This is a genomic window from Marinobacter sp. HL-58, assembly GCF_001314605.1.
Classification (GTDB): domain Bacteria; phylum Pseudomonadota; class Gammaproteobacteria; order Pseudomonadales; family Oleiphilaceae; genus Marinobacter.
The window spans coordinates 157,193-175,183 of record NZ_LIHP01000017.1 but is presented as its reverse complement, the minus strand read 5'-3'; the positions used below and the strand labels follow the sequence as shown (position 1 = coordinate 175,183).

The following is a 17,991-nucleotide window of genomic DNA, read 5'->3' as shown; positions in this document are numbered from 1 at the left end:
GAGTCCGCACGCAATCGACGACGACAACGTCTCTCGGATTAAGGCTCATAGTTCTTTCTCCGTTCGGAAATCTCGTTCAGGGTTAGCCAAAGAACTTTTCGCCAGTCTTGGCCATTTCACGCAGCTTCTCGGTCGGGTGGTACAGGGGACCAAGATCTGCAAACTTGTCTGCCAGCTCGACGAACTTGTCCACACCCATATCGTCGATATAACGCAGGGCACCACCACGGAACGGCGGGAAGCCGATACCGAAGATCAGGCCCATGTCGGCATCAGCCGGATCTTCGACGATGCCGTCTTCGAGGCAGCGAACAGTTTCCAGGCACAGCGGAATCATCATCCGGGCGATGATATCCTCGTCACTGAAATCGTTCTTACCCTGAACAACCGGCTCGATCAGCTTGTAGGTCTCTTCGTCTACAACCTTTTTCTGCTTACCTTTCCGGTCGGTCTCATACTTGTAGAAACCCTTGTCGTTCTTCTGGCCATAACGGTTGTTCTCGAACATCACTTCCACGGCAGACTTGAAGTCGGCCTTCATGCGCTCGGGGAAACCTTCTGCCATCACCTCGTTGGCGTGTTTGGCAGTGTCCATGCCAACCACATCCAGCAGGTAGGCCGGGCCCATGGGCCAGCCGAACTTCTCCATCACCTTGTCGACGTGCTGGAAATCAGCGCCGTCACGAACAAGGCCGGAGAAACCACCGAAGTACGGGAACAACACCCGGTTAACCAGGAAGCCTGGGCAGTCGTTGACTACGATCGGGGTCTTGCCCATTGCCTTGGCGTAGGCAACAGTGGTCGCGATAGCGCGGTCACTGGTCTTCTTGCCACGAATGACCTCAACCAGCGGCATCATGTGTACCGGGTTGAAGAAATGCATGCCGCAGAAGTTTTCCGGACGCTTCAGGTTCTTGGCCAGAAGGTCGATGGAAATGGTGGAGGTGTTGGAAGTCAGAATCGCGTCTTCGCGAACGTTGTCCTCGGTCTCACGCAGAACCGCATCTTTTACTTTCGGGTTTTCAACAACAGCTTCGACCACCAGGTCGACGTTCTTGAAATCGCCGTAGTTCAGTGTGGGCGTGATGTTGTTCAGAACGTCCGCCATCTGGTCGGGCTTCATCTTGCCCTTGTCGATGCGCTTGGTCAGCAGCTTCTTGGCTTCTTTCAGGCCAAGAGCGATGCCATCCTGATTGATATCCTTCATCAGGATAGGTGTGCCTTTGAGTGCAGACTGGAAAGCAACGCCACCGCCCATGATACCAGCGCCCAATACGGCCGCCAGCTTCACCTCGTTGGCCTCTTTTTCCCAGGCCTTGGCCTTTTTCTTCAGCTCCTGGTCATTCAGGAACAAACCAACCAGGCACGCGGCCACATTGGTCTTGGCCATCTTGGCGAAGCCCTTGGCCTCAACCTCGATTGCCTTGTCACGGGTCAGACCGGCGTGCTTCTGCATCACCTTGATGGCCTCAACCGGCGCCGGGTAGTTCTTGCCGGCCTGGCCGGCCACGAACGCCTTGGAGATCTCGAACGCCATCATGCTTTCCATGGCATTCAGCTTGATCTTGCCCTTCTTCTCTTCACGACGGGCCTGGTAGTCCAGCTTGCCTTCGTTGCACTGATTGATGATGCCTACGGCTGCCTCTACCAGCTGGTCAGACTCAAGAACTGCGTCCACGGCGCCAACTTTCAGGGCCTTGTCGGCACGGTTCTCGGTGCCGCCACAGATCCACTCCACGGCATAATCAACACCAACGAGGCGTGACAGCCGAACAGTGCCGCCGAAGCCCGGGAAAATGCCCAGCTTCACTTCCGGAAGGCCTACTTTCGCCTTCTTGTCCATTACCCGGTAATCGGTAGCCAGGCACATTTCGAAGCCGCCACCCAGGGCCATACCGTTGATCGCGGTCACGGTGGGAAAAGGCAGATCTTCAATAGCGCTGAATACTTCGTTGGCTTTCAGGTTGTTGGCAACCAGGTCTTCTTCCGGCCCTGCGAACAGGTCGGTGAATTCAGTAATATCGGCACCAACAATAAAACTGTCCTTGGAGCTGGTAACGACCAGGCCCTTCAGGCCTTTCTTCGCTTCCAGCTTGTCAGTCGCGGCGCGGAGCTCTTCAATCGTCAGACGGTTGAACTTGTTCACTGACTCGCCCTGCAAGTCAAAGTTCAACTGAGCGATCCCGCCTTCGATCTCTTTAACCGTGATGGCTTTACCTTCGTAAATCATCAACTGATCTCCAGTCTGTGTTTGGAACTGCTGTAACAGCCGCACAAGCGTTCGCCTAACGGCCGCTGATGCAGCGAGATTTCGGTCACTATTTTTGATCACTACCCCGATCAACCGATCCAGAATTCATACAGTCGTTTGAATCGTGGGATGACACGATGAAAAAAAACAGCTCGTTTGTCAATTTGTTTCTGGAAGAATCAACCCGGCCTGCCTCCGAATGATCAGCCGAACGGCCTCTGGAGGGGAATGGAATTGTTGTTTATCAAGCAACTACAACGATGTATGCAGAAGAAACAGGAAGTTCATCACGTAAATTTTAAATTTGTTTACATTTACCCCTGCCCCGCCCCGCAAAACTGCTTGATTGGCCGGCCCAGTTACTTTACCTTCGGATTAAGACTTTAGTCCACAATAATAAAACAGCCTTACGGAGACCCATCCGATGAAAGACGCTCGCCTGCGGGTACGCTCACTTGTAACCGCCCTGATACTGTTGCTGATTACTTCGTTCACTGTTCGTGCACAGGAAGACGGAGGGGACGGCTTTCTCTACGACCTGCACAACTTCCGCATCAGTAATTACATGGCACTGGATGCCTACTACCGTTTCAGTTCATCGGGTGACACAGAAACCCTGAACGAAATTGTTGCCGCCATCAACGAAGCCAATGACTCCATGAACTCGGTCGCAGACAGCACCGCCGGTGTTCTGTCCTCCGACCAGGTTGAAAGCCTCAACGTGGAATTCGATAAGTTTAAAGACCTGATGCGCAGCAACATCAACGATGTGCGCAACACCGGTTACCCGGACCTGCGCCTGGTTTCCGACATGGCCAACCAGGCACTGATGATGAGCCAGGTCGCGACTGAAATGTACGCCGTGGCCCAGGAAAGCTCGGAAACGGAGATCAACAACAGGATTGAGGCCGCTCGCTCCGCAGCAGTTACCATGGCGCAGATGATGGCCAAGTATTCCGCCCGCACACACTCGTCGGTTTCCCAGACCTTCCAGGGCTCATCGGACGACATGGCACTTGATGAGCAGGCAAGAGAATTCGATCTCCTCATTGCCGAGGTCTCCGAAGGTAATGCCGAGGGGCAGCTGAAAAAAACGCTCAATGATCTGACATCAAAGTGGGAATTTATCCGCGGCTCCTACATCAACTACAACGACAACAACGTTGCATTTGTGATTGACCGCTATTCCAAAGGCATTCTGAAGGGCCTGGCCACTACCATTGACCTGTTAAGGGAAGACGCCTGATACCTGATTGATTTGATGCTCGTCAGTATTCGTTTACACTTTTGGAGTACAGTGTTTCCTGGATAAGCCCCGATACAGACTTCATCCGCGAAGGAGCGATGCGATGTCAATCTATCAAAAAATTCTGGTGGCCATTGATCTGACAGAAGAAGCCCCACAGGTTCTTGAAAAGGCCGTGGAAGTCAGCAAGGCCCATGGTGCACAACTCATGCTGGCACACGTGGTGGAGCCCGTGGGCTACGCTTATGGTGGTGATATTCCCATGGACCTGACGGAACTCCAGGATCAACTGGACAAGGCAGCCAAGGATCAGCTTGCACAGTACGGCGATCAATACGGAATATCCAGGGACAACCAGGTAGTGACCGTTGGCCGCCCCGAGTCGGAAATCCACCGCCTGTCGAAAGAACAGAACGTGGATCTGGTGATTGTGGGAAGCCACGGGCGCAGGGGATTTCAGCTGCTTCTTGGCTCCACTGCCAATGGCGTTCTGCATGGAACCGTGTGCGACGTGCTGGCAGTTCGGATCAAGTAATCCTTACCGACATTGACGGATGGCGCCTTACAGGGCGCCATCCCCCCGCATTTTAGCCTCCAGCTTGCGCAGCTGGCTTTCCAGGGAAAAGCTGACACTGGAGGCCATGGAGAAGAAGTTCAACAGTGCTTTGAGGTTGCTGTCACCCTTGCAGACCGAATGAATGCGCTGCCACAGGGCCTGATTCACCAGCTGCAGGCGTTGATTCCTTTCCACCAGCCCTTTCAGATCCCAGTCCGGTTCCTGGTGATTGCGTTTCGCCAGATACTGCTCGAGCAGGTAATGGGAAACACTTCTCATGATGAACTCGTCATTGCTGGCAAACGGCAGGTGATGCACCGCCATGGATTTCAGTTCAGACAACACCGGGCACCCACTGGTGGCCATTTTAAGACCAAGGAGAGAGCGTAGCGCCTCCTCCAGGGTAGTGGATTTGGAATAGGTCCTGCGGTCATCGGTAACAATCACGTCCACCTTCTGATAGGCGTCTTCAGCCTGGAATTCGTTGACCACCGGCAGTATCTCTACTGCAGCCGGGCACTGGGGCGAATCCGCTGCTTTCAGGGGGCAGTTGGTGCACTGGCAGTGCTCCAGCCTCGTCCACGCCGGCAGCTTGCCTTTCGCGTCTGCCGGTTGGTCCGTGACCCTGAACTCCACGGACCGCTTGTCTTCAAATCTGAATTGGTATGTTACGTTCATTGATCAGCCTGTTCCTCCAGCTCCATCCACCGCTCAATTATCTTTTCCAGACGGGCTTCCTTATCGGCAAGATCTGCAAGGGTTGCGGATACGCTGTCCGCAGGGCCGGAATAGAACTCCGGGTCCGAAATCCGTTGTCGAAGATCTTCCAACTCGCTCTCCAGTTCTTCGATCTGGCCCGGTAGCTGTTCCAGTTCGAGTTTCAGTTTGTAGCTCAGTTTGGCGGGCTTTGCCTTCGCCGATCCGGTACCGGACGTTACCGGCGCCGGCTCTGCAGCTGGCGCCGGCCTGTCATTCCCTGGCGGCTTTGTCGCCTTGCGATTTCCTCCCTCGGAAGGAAACCGGCCACCCTGCCGTCGCCAGTCGGTATATCCACCGACAAACTCGGCTACTTTACCAGAGCCATCCAGAAATACGGTGTCGGTCGCCACATTGTCGAGAAACTCCCGGTCGTGACTGATCACAACGACAGTACCGGCAAACTCCACCAGACGGGACTCCAGCAACTCCAGGGTTTCCACGTCCAGATCGTTGGTGGGTTCGTCCAGTACCAGAATATTCGCCGGTTTGCTGAACAGCTTGGCAAGCAGCAACCGTGCCCGTTCGCCACCGGAAAATACACGCACGGGGGAGCGGGCGCGTTCCGGACTGAACAGAAATTCCTGCAAATACCCCAGTACGTGCTTGCTCTGGCCGTTGATTTCAATGAACTCGCGCCCTTCAGAAAGGTTATCCAGGGCGTTGCGTTCCAGATCCAGCTCACCGCGAAGCTGATCAAAATAGGCAACCTGAAGATTGGTGCCCAAACGGATTTGGCCTTCGGTGGGCTTCAGGTCCCCCAGAAGCAGGCGAACCAGCGTGGTTTTACCAGTTCCGTTTTCGCCAACCAGGCCGATCTTGTCACCCCTCAGCACCGTCATGTTCATATCCCGGATAACCGGAGTGCCATCAGGGTAGGAGAACCCGGCATCACGGGCTTCAACCACCAGCTTTCCGGATCGGGCAGCATCCTCCACCGAGAAGCTGGCTGTGCCCCCGCGTTCGCGCCGCTGGCGCCGCTCCTCCCGCATGGCCTTGAGCGCCCGCACCCGGCCCATGTTGCGGGTTCTGCGCGCCTTGATGCCCTGGCGTATCCAGGCTTCTTCCTGCTTCAGGCGCTTGTCGAACAGGGCATTCTGGCGCTCCTCTTCTTCCAGCGCCTTTTCCTTGAGGTCCAGATAGCGGTCATAGGTGGCGGCAAAGCTCACCAGGTGGCCGCGGTCAAGCTCCACAATCCGGGTTGCCAGCCTGCGGATAAAGGCCCGGTCGTGGCTGACAAAGAGTATCGCACCGCGGAACTGGGACAGGGCCTCTTCCAGCCAGGCAATGGCCGGCACATCAAGATGGTTGGTCGGTTCGTCCAGCAGCAGTACATCCGGCTCTGTAACCAGTGCGCGGGCCAGCAGTACGCGCCTCTGCCACCCACCGGAAAGCGTATTCAGCCGCTGATCCGGATCGATGCCGTACTGCGCGAGAATGGCGCCGACCTTCTGGTCAAGGCGCCAGCCATCAAGCGCTTCCAGGCGCTCCTGGACCTTCATCATCCGGTCAAGGCTGGCTTCATCCGCATTCTGGGACAACTGGTGGAATTCCGCCAGCAGGTCTCCGGTTTCCGGAAACGCACCGGATACCGCTTCATAGGCAGTCCGTGTATCGTTCACCGGGAGATTCTGGGGCAATACCGACAGCTTCGCGCCGTCTTCCAGTCTCACCGTGCCAGCATCCGGCACCACCTCGCCGGTGACAATTTTCAGCAAGGTGGATTTTCCTTCCCCGTTTCGTCCAAGAAGACAAACACGTTCTCCGGGCTCCATGGTCATGGAGGCCTGGTCAAGCAATGGCTGCATGCCAAAGGCCAGGGATACGGCATCCAGCGTTAACAATGGCACGTTACAGATTCTCCGTGGTTACAGTCGATAAAAGGGTCACCGGGTTTCCCACATGGATCTCCCCGGCTGATTCATGAATGGCATTCATTCCGAAGATCACACCGTCTGGCGTTCGCCGGTAGGTGCCGAGTTCACGCAGTGGCTGCAGATCGGCCGATTTGGTGCCGGCGTCGGGGTCTATGGTGGTCATGACGCATCGTGAGCAGGGTTTTACCAGGCTGAATTCGAAACTGCCGACAGACAACGCTTTCCAGTTGTCTTCCTCCCACGGCCTGGCACCATCTACTACGATATTGGGCCTGAAACGGCGCATTTCCACTGCCGTGGCCAACCGACAATTCAGCTCTTCCAACGAAGCAAGGTTGGTGATCAGGAATGGAAAGCCATCAGCGAAACTGACCCGACGATACTCGGTAACCCGGCTGGCATCAACGCGGCGAAAAGTATCATCAGGCATGTAGACGAATCGCAGGTTCTGGCCGCAATACCTGGACAGGGCCCCGGAGGCCTCCTGGCCACCGTATACCCCTTTGGCCCAGTCCCGCCAGACTCTTACCCGGCATTCCTCCTGGCCCGGAACGAGCGCGAACTCCCCTTCCCCCGGGATATCGATGAACACCTGCCCCGCCGCCAACCGGGTTGTTATCCGGGCCAGTTCCGGGTTGCTGCGCTGGGTAACAAACTCCCGGTCCGCATCCACAATCATCCATCGCCGATCGCCTTCCGGCCCGAAATCATCCATACGAAAGGAAGTAACCTGAATTCCGGCCAGGGATTTGACCGGATAGACGTATAATGAATGTACCCGCATGGCGCCCCCGTAACATGGGTAGTGATAAAATCATGATCACGGAGTATACCCGACAAAGCCGGGCCGGGGCTGCAGCGAAGAGGAAGACGGGGAGATCCGACATGACCAGGGAACTGTTCCAACGCAAAGATAAACAGCAATTCCTTGATTTACTGGAAGCAAGGGGTATCAGTGACAAGCGGGTCCTCAAAGCAATGGCGACCGTTCCGAGGGAGGCATTTGTTGGCCGTGACCTGGTTGATTCTGCCTACAGGGACTCCCCGCTGCCAATCGAGGAAGGGCAGACCATTTCCCAGCCCTACATCGTGGCCCTGATGACAGAAGCAATGCAGCTCGGGCCGGATGATAAAGTGCTGGAAATCGGCACCGGCTCTGGCTACGCCGCGGCTGTTCTGGCCAGTATTGTGAAGCAGGTTTACACGATCGAGCGCTACCCGTTACTGGCGGACCATGCCGCTGAACGACTGGAAGAGCTTGGCTATGACAATGTTGCGGTTCTTTGCGGCGATGGCACGCTTGGCTGGCCGGAACACGCCCCGTATGACGCTATTGTGGTAACGGCAGGCGGGCCCGATGTTCCGAAATCCCTGGTCAGCCAGCTGGTCATAGGCGGGCGCCTGGTGATTCCGGCAGGCCCGGACCAACACCGGCAACAGCTTTTACGGGTTACCCGCGTTGCTGCTGCTAAAACACAGACTGAAGACCTGGGTGGCGTCAGGTTCGTACCGCTGATTGGTGAAGAAGGCTGGAGCGAGAGTGAGGCAAAGTGGCGATGATCATGAAATGGAGCGGGAAACGAGATTCGAACTCGCGACCCCAACCTTGGCAAGGTTGTGCTCTACCAACTGAGCTATTCCCGCTTGATCAACGGACGCGTATTCTACGGATTCGTCATTGTCCGTCAACTGTTTTTTGCCAGTAAATAGTGTTGCCTGTTATCGCAACTGAGCTCAGCTTCGGCTACCCGAAGGCGCCTTGCTGTCTGCAACCTGCCCCTTCTCGCAGTTCAACAGGCCGGATGACTGCAACCATTGCTCGTCCGGATAATATTTGAACACCAACTGGCCTCCCTTGAGATTATCGACCACCTGGCGGATAACGTCTCGCCCCACCGCCGGGCAGCCATGGCTGCGTCCGATTCGGCCGTAATCGCGGACCCAGTCCTCGTTCACATAGTCTGCTCCATGAATGACAATGGCCCGCTGGCGTGCCAGGTCGTTAATACCGGGCTCGAGGCCATCAAGGCGAAGGGAGTAGCCGTGCTTTCCACGGTAGGATTCCTGGGCTCTGAACAGCCCGATGCTGGACTGATGACTACCCTCGATATTCGAGAACATGCTGGGACTCGTCATACCGGAGTTCTTGCCATGGGCAACCAGATCCCGAAGCAGGAGCCGATGCTCTTTCAGGTCAAATATCCAGAGGCGTTGTCTGGCTGATGGCAGAGAAAAGTCAATGACTGCCAGCCGTTCTGGTACGCTGATACCGTTACTGACCGCGCAACGGGATGCCTGTAATGCTTTTTCAAGCACCATTGCGTTCAGTTCCGGTGCCTCGGCCGATAATTTTCTGAAGGTTTCGCTGTCAAAGTCATCGGCAGTGCTTTCAGCGGCGAACAAGAAAACCGACATTATCGCGAAGGTGAAAACAAGGTATCGTCTGAAACAGGCAACGTGCATTAACGGTTCCTCACCGGCTGTCACACAAAAGATAAGACCGGGTTTGCCCACCGGTCCGGCCAGCGGCCTGGCCAATGATCAGAAGTGTCGCGCATTCTAACAGGGAAATTGTGGATGTCCGTCATGATGTACACTATTTATACAATTCAGCACACAGGGCAACGCGGCGGGATCGCGCTGTTGGCAACCCTTCTGTTTTCGTTCAGCGCCCCGGCTGCCGCCGTGCATGGCGATGACCTCCTCAGGTGCGAGACAACCGGAATGGCAGCCGACTGGTCAGACAGCGAGCGCCTTGACGAACTCATCGACGGGCTCAGAAATCTGTACCGGCACGGGCTCCACCCCGACCTGTATTCCCTCAGGGAACTGGTGACAATCCGGGAACACCTTTCGCTGTGGGGCAGTCTTTCTGACTGTGAAAATCAACTGGCAGAAACGACCTTTCACCGGGCGTTGCTTGATCTGAAATTTGGCAGGATAGACCCTCAGGCCCGGGGCATCACCTGGCAATCACCATTGATGCCCCCTCCCCGTCACCAGGAAGCCCTTTCCGGCCTGCTGGCTGAAGCCGGCAATTCACCAAAGCAGGCATTTGAGCTTGCCCGCCCGGAGAACCCCGACTATCCGGCACTGTTGCAGGTTTACCGTCAGGCACTACAGGACTACCCATCGTGGTGGCCGTTGATTGAAGCAGGCCCGACGCTGAAGGAAGGATCAGAGGATCCAAGAGTCCCGCACCTGAAGCAACGCCTCAGGGCCCAGGGCTACCTTGACGATCCTCCGCAAGATGACGGGAACCCGGAAGCCTACGATGCAGCAGTTGCCAACGCAGTTCGCAGTTTCCAGCGGGATTTTAATCTTTATCCGGACGGCCGGGCCGGCAGGTCGACACTTGAAGCCCTGAACAGGCCGCCAGGCGAACTGATCGATACCCTTCGGGCCAACCTCGAGCGCCTGAGATGGCCTTTTAACGCCCCCCTGCACAGAGGACTGGTGATTGATATCGCCGGAGCGGAAGCAACACTCTATGACGAGGGAAAGGCTGTCTGGAGCGGGCGGGTTCAGGTCGGCAAACCCGGCCGTGAAACACCGGAGGTCCGTTCCCTGATAACCCATGTCACCCGCAATCCCGCCTGGAACATTCCCACGTCAATTTTCATGGAGAACAAATTACCCCGGATCCGCCGAGACCCGGATTATCTGGAAGATCACAACCTTCGCGTTCTGGACCATTCAGGCAATGAGCTGGCGCCGGATCAGGTGGACTGGGCCTCACCAGCAGGTGTGCGTCTGCAACAGCAGCCCGGGCCTGCAAACCCTCTGGGTTCGGTGGTTATCCGTTTTTCCAACCCCTATGCGGTCTATCTGCATGACACCCCTGCAGGAAATCTGTTCCAGAGCACGGAACGCTTCTACAGCCACGGCTGCGTAAGGGTTGAAGGGGCAGAAACACTGGCCGGCCTGTTGTTCAGCCTCCACGACTGGCGAACCGAGACCGTTGCCACGGGCAGTTACTCCAGCGGCGAACCCCGGAATGTTCATCTGCCCCGCAGCGTCCCGGTTCTGATGACTTATCGCACGGCATACATCGACAAGAACCATCGCCTGCAATTCCGCAGGGACGGCTATCAGCGTGATCACCGGCTGATCACTCTTCTGGACACTCCAGAACCAGGCAGATGACCCTCTCGACCGTTTCCGAGAGGGTCTCAAAGTCCACCTCCTGATCATTAAGCAGGCTTTCGTACCCCATTCCCAGTGTCACATTGACCAGCAGCCCTGCGTCCCTGTCCGGTGATGGTGAATCCAGGCGCTCCAGTATCTGACGCAGCCCGGCCGTCCAGGCTTCACGATAGACTCGTGCCAGCCCGGCAAGACGCCTGTCACGCAGTGCTTCCATGAGAAAAACCTGTTCCGCCAGCACCTGTTGCCGGCGCTTGGTGAACTGCTCATGGAGATAGGCAGTGGAGATTGCTGAGAGCCTTGAAGTCAACTCCCGACGATGTGCGCCCCCGCGGCGCAGGGTTTCGTTCGGAAGGGTGTCCAGCACCAGGTTGATGGTGTCGTAGAAAGCATTGAGGTTGTCTCTGGCTTTCTCGGCGAACAGCATGAAGGAGTCGCTGATCAGTTCATGGATATCGCGAAAATAGTAAGTTGTGGCGGCCAGGGGCACACCGGCTTCCCGTGCCACTGCCCGGTGCTTGATACCCCGGAGCCCGTCACGCGCGGCAATGCGCAGCGTCGCTTCCAGGATTTCCAGACGACGCTGTTCGCTTTTGGCCCGCGTTGTCTTACGGCCACTGTAGCGAATGGACTGGCGAAGTGATCGATTCTCCGGCAACTCGCTCCGGACACTGGCTTCCGGCAACTGTGCCTGCACCATGGTTCATTTTCCCTGTTTCGACGGCCGTCCGTTGCTGCCCTGATTCGGAACAGTCCGGCCCGGCGTTTTATTGTTGGTTTTTGCAAATTCTGCCGTATCGGGCGCGGTGAAACATTGATGGGCTTGGCACTTCGGTTTTTTGCGACGACTGCCGGCAGCGGATTACTGTCCGAAACGCTTACCTGTCTCCAGGTAGGCTTCCTCTTCGGCAGTGGACTGTCTCTTTAACGCCCGGTTGCGGTGTGGAAAACGGCCAAAGGTCCGGATAATCTCCTGGTGGTCCCTGGCAGACTGAAGGAAACTTCCCATGAAATCGCCGGCTATGCCGTTTGTTGCCGTCGCCAGCTGCTCGTAGCAATCCACGGAAAGATTCTGGTCTTCCATTTTTTCCGAATGCTGCAGGGGCATGTAAAGAAACGCGCGCTGAACCGCGGGCAATGCCATGTCATGACCATTGCGCATGGCTGCCTTGCACAGCCGGATGGCAAGCTTGTCATTGTCGAACGCCAGTGCCCCGCCCCGGTGAATGTTGCGAGTGAACTGATCCAGCAGAATAATCTCGGCCAGAGCACCGCCCGGTATGCTTCGCCAGTGCCGCAATCCGTCTTCCGAGGCAAACAGCACCATGGAAATAAAACGCCGGCGAATCTCCTGATCAAAGGCCCGGGAAGAACGGAACCAGCGATTGCGGTGCTCACTGTCCGGCAACCCGTGTTCATCCAGTTCACCAAACCAGAAATCCAGAATCTCTTTCCAATCGAACATATGGTTTACCCTGTTGCATTACCACAGGCCGGCATTGGTGCCGGCACTGCTACACTTTACGATAACCAACCGGCTTTTGGTCATACCAGGAGACATTATGACTGACGACCCCAGAATCATCCTTCTTGCCCACGGAAGCAGTGACCAGCGCTGGTGCCAGACCTTTGAAAAACTCGCGACACCAACCCTTGAGTCTGTGGCCGGCTCCCGCATTGCCTACATGGAACTGGCAGAACCTTCACTCGATACCATTATCTCAAAGGGCAAGAAGGAAGGCATTACCGCCTATACCATCATTCCGCTTTTCCTGGCGGCAGGCCGTCACCTGAGAAAAGACGTACCGGGAATGATCGAAGAGCTTCAAGCCACTCATGGTGTCACCATTACCCTGGCACCCCCGATCGGCGAGAATCCGCAACTGGGCAATGCGATTCGTGATGTTGTTAACCAGGAACTTGAACGCCACAAACACCCGGCATGATGATCAACAACCGGATTGCCCCCTGAACGATTAGCATGGCAAGACAAAAGGAGTGGATGGTAATGGAAAAACGGATTCTGGTTACCGGAGGCACCGGTTTTATTGGCCAGTTGCTCTGCCAGACACTGATTGCCGACGGTCATGAGCTCACGATTCTGAGCCGGCAGCCGGCAGCCAATGTTCAGTCACTGTGTGGACGGGTGGAATCGGTGAACGAGCTGGAACAGCTCAGAGACCAAGGAGGGTTCGATGCCGTGATCAACCTTGCAGGGGAAGGGATTGCCGACAAGCGATGGTCCGAAAACCGCAAGCAGGAACTGCGAGACAGCCGTATTGACCTTACCAACCAGCTCGTGGACGTTATCAGGAGCTGGAAGACACTTCCGGCTGTTCTGGTGTCGGGTTCGGCTGTTGGCTTTTACGGTGATCAGGGCAGCCACCGCGTCACCGAGGATACACCGCCCCACGATGAATTTAGCCACCGTTTGTGCAGCGACTGGGAACAGGCTGCCCTGAGACTGGAGCCTGCAGGTGTGCGGGTTTGCCTGTCCCGCACCGGTGTTGTGGCCGGGCCAGGTGGAGGATTCCTTCAACGCATGTTACTGCCTTTCAAGCTCGGACTTGGCGGGCGTCTTGGCAACGGCCACCAGTACATGCCGTGGGTGCATCGTGACGATGTGGTTGCCGCCCTGGTGTGGATGATGAACACCGACACCGCACGCGGAGCCTACAATGTTGTCAGCCCCAACCCGGTTACCAACCGGCAGTTCACCAAATGCCTGGCAGGCGTTCTTGGCCGGCCCGCCATCTTCCCGGCCCCTGCGCCGGTCCTCAAGGTTGCGCTGGGCGAAATGTCACGGCTGCTGCTGACCGGACAAATGGCCATACCCGAACGCCTTGAGGCAGAAGGCTTCCGTTTCCGGTTTGCGAATCTCGGCCCGGCCCTTGCAGATGCGACCAGATACTGAGGTAAACCGTTAACCCCTTGGGGTAAACTGGTATTTTTTCCAAAAACCGTTTGACAGCCCGCATATCCTTACTTAATATACGCGCCACCTCGACGAGGCAAGGTTTTGAAGCGATGCGTCCCCTTCGTCTAGTGGCCTAGGACTCCGCCCTTTCACGGCGGCAACAGGGGTTCGAACCCCCTAGGGGACGCCAACTTCTCATCTAGCGCTTGTGCCCATCACGAGCTGATGCTTCTGAATGCCTCCCGTGATCCCCCAGCTGATGCTTTGCGTCCTTGAGAACGAATACTCCGACGCCGACAAAAAAACCCACCATCAGTAATACGGTTACAATTCCTGCAATAACAACTGCATCGGTATACATGGCCAACTCCTCCGGACAATCCTGATTAACTGTATCCAGATTACGCCCACCACCCCGACAGCATATTGATCTGCGTCAACGACGATGACGGCTCGCTGGCTGCCAGAATTCTGAACCGCGCCACATTTCTCTCGGTAATTCCTGTATTTGCAAAGCATTTGCAAGAAACAGCTGCTATAGTCCTGAGAACGTAAACGGACCAATTGTTACCAAACCTCCTTGCGCGGCCGAAGTATAAGGACATGCAAAAACTGCTGACTCGCCTGCAACGATTTCGAACCGGGTCCCCGCTGTCCTTCCGGCTACTCGCGTATATCCTGCTGTTCAGTTCGGTGTTTACGCTGATTTCGTCAGCTGCCCAGATCTACTCCGACTACCGAAAAGACCTGTCCCAGATTGACCGGCGTATGCAGGTCATCGAAACCGGCTATACCTCCAGCCTGGCGCGAAGCCTGTGGGCGCTGGACCAGAAACTGCTCCAGACCCAGCTGGAAGGCATTCTGAGCCTTCCGGATATTGTCCATATCCGGCTCAAGATCGAGCCGGATTCGGAACTTGTCATGGGCGAGATTCCCCGGGATACAAAGACCACCAGTCATTCCTTCGATCTGACCCACCAGGGCGACGAGATGTTCACCCTGGGCCAGCTGACAGTGACCGCCGATCTGAGACGGGTGTATTCCGATATGCGGCAGAAAGTTGTGGTGGTGCTGACGACCCAGTTCTTCAAAACCTTCTTTGTATCAATACTGATTATCTGGATTTTTCAGTATTTCGTGGCCCGCCATCTCAGCACCATGGCCAACTATGCCCGCAACTTCTCCCTTGCCAACCTTTCCCGGCCACTGCGGCTGGACCGCCCGGACACCGCTTTATACGCCAACGATGAGCTGGCCCAGGTCACGGACGCCATCAATCAGATGCGGCAGAGGCTCAATGACGATCTGGAGCGCCAGGAGCGGGACGCCGAGGAAATCCGCAAATTCTCCAAAGCAATCGAGCAGAGCCCCTCGTCCGTTCTTATCTGCGACCGCCAGTGGCGCATCGAGTTTGCAAACCACAAGTTTACGCAGCTCACCGGCTATGACGCCGATGCCATTATCGGCAAACACCCGGGCGTGCTCTCCGAAGACGCCCACGCCCACCGGGAAAACCGGCAACTGTGGCAGTCCATCCGCCTCCAGGTGCAGCGTGTTGGCGTCTGGCAGGGTGAAATCAACAGCATCCGGAGGAACGGTGAGCGATTCTGGGAACAGCTCATCGTCACGCCCATAAAGAACTCCAATGGTGAGGCAACCGGCTATCTGATCCTCGGCGAGGACATCAGTATCCGCAAACGCTATGAGCAACAGCTGCTGCGGCAGGCCAACTACGACATTCTCACCGGGCTCCCCAACCGGATGCTGGCGCTTGACCGGCTGAAACTGGCCCTTGCCCAGGCCCGGCGGGAAAGCTCCCTGGTGGGTGTCATGTTCCTGGATCTCGACAACTTCAAGCACATTAACGATACCCTCGGCCACGATGCAGGCGACAACCTCCTGATCGAGGCCGCCAGGCGCATATCAAGCTGTCTGCGTGGCACCAGCACGGTAGCCCGGCTGGGGGGCGACGAGTTTCTCGTCATACTGCCTGGCCTGACCGGGCCGGAAGCCACCTCCCAGGTAGCGGAGCGAATCCTCAAGACCTTTGCGCCCCCCTACCTGCTCAACGGCCAGGAAGTGTTTGTTACCACCAGTATCGGCATCGCGATTTTCCCCAATGACTCGGATAACAGCGGCACCCTGCTCCAACATGCCGACGCTGCCATGTACCAGGCCAAGCACAAGGGCAAGAGCTCCTATGCACACTTTGCGCCGGAGATGACGGAAGTGTCACACGAACGGCTGCAGATGGAGTCACTGATGCGCCGGGCCCTGGAACAGAACGAATTTGAACTCTATTACCAGCCGATTGTGCATACTGATTCCGGTGAGCTCTGCTCGGCGGAGGCCCTTCTGCGCTGGAACAATCCAGGCCTGGGCATGGTGATGCCGGATCGGTTTATTCCCCTTGCAGAGGAAACAGGACTGATCACCCCCATTGGTGAGTGGGTTCTCCAGGAAGCCTGCCTTGCGGCCATGCGCTGGAAGGAAACCACGGGCACCAGCATTGGCATCTCAGTGAATGTCTCGCCCCGCCAGTTCCGGGACCCGGGGTTTATCTACACCGTGATGAACGCCCTGGAAACCAGTGGGCTGGAGCCCCAGCAACTGGAGCTGGAGATTACCGAGCGCCTGATACTGGACAACACCATCGAAACAGCCGATATACTCCGGCAACTGGATCAATCCGGCATCCGCCTGTCGGTGGATGATTTCGGTACCGGTTACTCCGCACTCAGCTACCTGAAGAGCTATCCCTTTGATACCCTGAAGATCGACAAATCCTTTATTCAGGACGTCATAAAAGAGAAGGACGATGCATCCCTGGTGAAAGCCATCATCAATATGGCCCATAGCCTTGGCTTGAGGGTGATTGCAGAGGGCGTCGAGGAAGAGGCACAGACCCACTTCCTGAAGCAGGAGGGCTGCGACTTTTCCCAGGGATACTTCTACAGCCGCCCGCTTCCCGAAGATGCCTTCCATGAATGGCTCAGAACCAACCATCGCGTCCGCTGACACACCACCGATTAGAACGGGTTCATAATGGACGGAACGATACTTGTCATCAATTGTGGCAGCTCATCCCTCAAGATTGCCCTGTTTGACCAGCAGCTGAACAAGCTGGCCAGTGGCCTTGCTGAACGGCTTGGCAAAGACGATGCCTTCGCCACCCTGCAAGGACGACAGGAGCCTGTCCGCCTGCCGGCCGGGGCGGGCCACAAAGAGGCGCTGAATGCACTGACCAGCGCACTGCAGGGCTGCGGATTGCTCGATGATGTACCCGCCGCCATCGGGCATCGGGTTGTCCATGGCGGTGAAACCTTTCGCAAGGCAGCGCTGATCAACGACAATGTGCTGGCTGCCATCAAAGACTGCGCGGACCTGGCGCCACTTCATAACCCGGTTAACCTGGCTGGTATCGAGGCCACGACTGCCCTGTTCCCCGGAGTTCCCCAGGCGGCCGTGTTCGACACGGCCTTTCATCAGACCTTGCCCCGTAAAGCCTATCTCTACGCTGTTCCGCTTCAGTTATACAGAGACTGGGGTGTCCGGCGTTACGGTTTTCACGGTACCAGCCACCAGTTCATGGTAAACGAGTCCGCCCGGATTCTGGGTAAAACACAGGCCACAACTTCCATCATTTCAGCGCATCTCGGAAATGGCTGCAGCATAACGGCCATCCGTGACGGAATCAGTGTGGACACCAGTATGGGACTCACTCCCCTGGAAGGCCTTGTGATGGGAACACGCAGTGGCGATGTGGACCCGGGACTGTTTGATTTCCTCTCCGTCAAAGGGATGGCGTCACAGGAAGTTCACCGGCTCCTGAACAATGACAGTGGCCTGCTCGGGTTGTCTGGCCAGACCAACGATATGCGCACCCTCTGCGAACTGGCGGATCACGGCCACGAACCTTCTCAGACAGCCATTGATGTTTTCTGCTTCCGGCTCGCCCGCTACATTGGCGCCATGATGGCGTCTCTGACTCAGCTTGATGCACTTGTATTCACAGGCGGCATTGGCGAGAACAGCAGTCTGGTTCGCAGGAAAACCCTGGCGCACCTGACACTGTTCGGATTCACCATCGACGACGAACTGAACGACCAGCACGGCAGCATCAGCGACGGTCAGATCGAAGGAGCTGACAGCCAGTTTCGCGTTCTGGTCATACCCACCAACGAGGAACTTGTAATAGCCAGGGAAGCCCTGGCGGCGGCAGGACCCGGAATCGCCGATTAA

The 17,991-nt window shown here is 56.5% G+C and carries 15 protein-coding genes, 2 tRNA genes and 1 pseudogene; 9 read left to right on the top strand and 9 right to left on the bottom strand.

The genetic code is table 11. The features are described from left to right. Positions 1-82 precede the first annotated feature (82 nt). Positions 83-2,230: a fatty acid oxidation complex subunit alpha FadB gene (gene fadB / locus HLUCCO03_RS16105; RefSeq protein WP_027831855.1), complete on the bottom strand. Its 2,148-nt coding sequence runs from the start codon at positions 2,228-2,230 to the stop codon at positions 83-85. Between the two features lie 445 nt (positions 2,231-2,675). Between fadB and HLUCCO03_RS16100 the strand changes: the two genes are divergently transcribed. Together HLUCCO03_RS16100 and HLUCCO03_RS16095 are read left to right on the top strand one after the other, a co-directional pair. Continuing rightward, positions 2,676-3,497: a hypothetical protein gene (locus tag HLUCCO03_RS16100; protein ID WP_027831854.1), complete on the top strand. Its 822-nt coding sequence runs from the start codon at positions 2,676-2,678 to the stop codon at positions 3,495-3,497. Between the two features lie 103 nt (positions 3,498-3,600). Continuing rightward, positions 3,601-4,032 carry a universal stress protein gene (locus HLUCCO03_RS16095; RefSeq protein ID WP_027831853.1) on the top strand — a complete coding sequence of 144 codons (432 nt, stop codon included), beginning with the start codon at positions 3,601-3,603 and terminating at the stop codon, positions 4,030-4,032. A gap of 27 nt (positions 4,033-4,059) precedes the next feature. Here HLUCCO03_RS16095 and HLUCCO03_RS16090 read toward each other — a convergent pair whose 3' ends face one another. Genes HLUCCO03_RS16090 through HLUCCO03_RS16080 form a run of 3 tightly spaced genes read right to left on the bottom strand, consistent with a single transcriptional unit; the run spans position 4,060 to position 7,470 of the window. Continuing rightward, positions 4,060-4,731 carry a hypothetical protein gene (locus HLUCCO03_RS16090; protein WP_027831852.1) on the bottom strand — a complete coding sequence of 224 codons (672 nt, stop codon included), beginning with the start codon at positions 4,729-4,731 and terminating at the stop codon, positions 4,060-4,062. Next, positions 4,728-6,659 carry an ATP-binding cassette domain-containing protein gene (locus HLUCCO03_RS16085; protein ID WP_027831851.1) on the bottom strand — a complete coding sequence of 644 codons (1,932 nt, stop codon included), beginning with the start codon at positions 6,657-6,659 and terminating at the stop codon, positions 4,728-4,730. The genes HLUCCO03_RS16090 and HLUCCO03_RS16085 overlap by 4 nt, the downstream gene beginning before the upstream one ends. A 1-nt stretch (position 6,660) precedes the next feature. Beyond that, positions 6,661-7,470: an MOSC N-terminal beta barrel domain-containing protein gene (locus HLUCCO03_RS16080; protein WP_027831850.1), complete on the bottom strand. Its 810-nt coding sequence runs from the start codon at positions 7,468-7,470 to the stop codon at positions 6,661-6,663. A 101-nt stretch (positions 7,471-7,571) separates the two neighbouring features. On the opposite strand from HLUCCO03_RS16080, the gene HLUCCO03_RS16075 reads away from it, so the two are divergent. Continuing rightward, positions 7,572-8,246, top strand: coding sequence for a protein-L-isoaspartate(D-aspartate) O-methyltransferase (locus HLUCCO03_RS16075; protein ID WP_027831849.1), 675 nt, complete (start codon positions 7,572-7,574; stop codon positions 8,244-8,246). Positions 8,247-8,254: 8 nt separating this feature from the next. Here the strand turns inward: HLUCCO03_RS16075 and HLUCCO03_RS16070 are convergent. Continuing rightward, a tRNA-Gly gene (locus HLUCCO03_RS16070) sits at positions 8,255-8,330 on the bottom strand. A 90-nt stretch (positions 8,331-8,420) separates the two neighbouring features. Beyond that, positions 8,421-9,101, bottom strand: a complete 681-nt coding sequence (locus tag HLUCCO03_RS16065) for a murein L,D-transpeptidase catalytic domain family protein (RefSeq protein WP_292016741.1) — start codon at positions 9,099-9,101, stop codon at positions 8,421-8,423. Between the two features lie 228 nt (positions 9,102-9,329). Between HLUCCO03_RS16065 and HLUCCO03_RS16060 the strand changes: the two genes are divergently transcribed. Next, positions 9,330-10,832: a L,D-transpeptidase family protein gene (locus HLUCCO03_RS16060; protein ID WP_197025667.1), complete on the top strand. Its 1,503-nt coding sequence runs from the start codon at positions 9,330-9,332 to the stop codon at positions 10,830-10,832. Here HLUCCO03_RS16060 and HLUCCO03_RS16055 read toward each other — a convergent pair. Together HLUCCO03_RS16055 and HLUCCO03_RS16050 are read right to left on the bottom strand one after the other, a co-directional pair. After that, the gene (locus tag HLUCCO03_RS16055; RefSeq protein WP_051603842.1) at positions 10,798-11,532 is read right to left on the bottom strand and encodes a TetR/AcrR family transcriptional regulator; all 735 of its coding nucleotides are present in this window, start codon (positions 11,530-11,532) and stop codon (positions 10,798-10,800) included. The genes HLUCCO03_RS16060 and HLUCCO03_RS16055 overlap by 35 nt on opposite strands. A 162-nt stretch (positions 11,533-11,694) precedes the next feature. Continuing rightward, on the bottom strand, positions 11,695-12,297 hold the full coding sequence (locus tag HLUCCO03_RS16050; protein ID WP_027831846.1) for a DUF924 family protein: 603 nt from the start codon (positions 12,295-12,297) through the stop codon (positions 11,695-11,697). Between the two features lie 97 nt (positions 12,298-12,394). On the opposite strand from HLUCCO03_RS16050, the gene HLUCCO03_RS16045 reads away from it, so the two are divergent. From HLUCCO03_RS16045 to HLUCCO03_RS16035, 3 genes are all read left to right on the top strand, one after another. Next, on the top strand, positions 12,395-12,778 hold the full coding sequence (locus HLUCCO03_RS16045; RefSeq protein WP_027831845.1) for a CbiX/SirB N-terminal domain-containing protein: 384 nt from the start codon (positions 12,395-12,397) through the stop codon (positions 12,776-12,778). 62 nt (positions 12,779-12,840) lie between these two features. Further along, a complete protein-coding gene (locus HLUCCO03_RS16040) occupies positions 12,841-13,746 on the top strand; it encodes a TIGR01777 family oxidoreductase (protein WP_027831844.1) in 906 nt (301 codons plus the stop codon). Between the two features lie 117 nt (positions 13,747-13,863). Further along, positions 13,864-13,939, top strand: a tRNA-Glu gene (locus tag HLUCCO03_RS16035). A gap of 75 nt (positions 13,940-14,014) precedes the next feature. On the opposite strand, the pseudogene ccoM reads toward HLUCCO03_RS16035, so the two are convergent. Then, positions 14,015-14,110 (bottom strand): annotated as a pseudogene (gene ccoM / locus HLUCCO03_RS16030) (cytochrome c oxidase subunit CcoM); the annotation flags it as partial. 242 nt (positions 14,111-14,352) lie between these two features. Between ccoM and HLUCCO03_RS16025 the strand changes: the two are divergent. Together HLUCCO03_RS16025 and HLUCCO03_RS16020 are read left to right on the top strand one after the other, a co-directional pair. After that, entirely contained in the window at positions 14,353-16,767 is a 2,415-nt protein-coding gene (locus tag HLUCCO03_RS16025) for an EAL domain-containing protein (RefSeq protein WP_027831843.1), read from the top strand. 27 nt (positions 16,768-16,794) lie between these two features. Next, positions 16,795-17,991, top strand: coding sequence for an acetate kinase (locus HLUCCO03_RS16020; protein WP_027831842.1), 1,197 nt, complete (start codon positions 16,795-16,797; stop codon positions 17,989-17,991).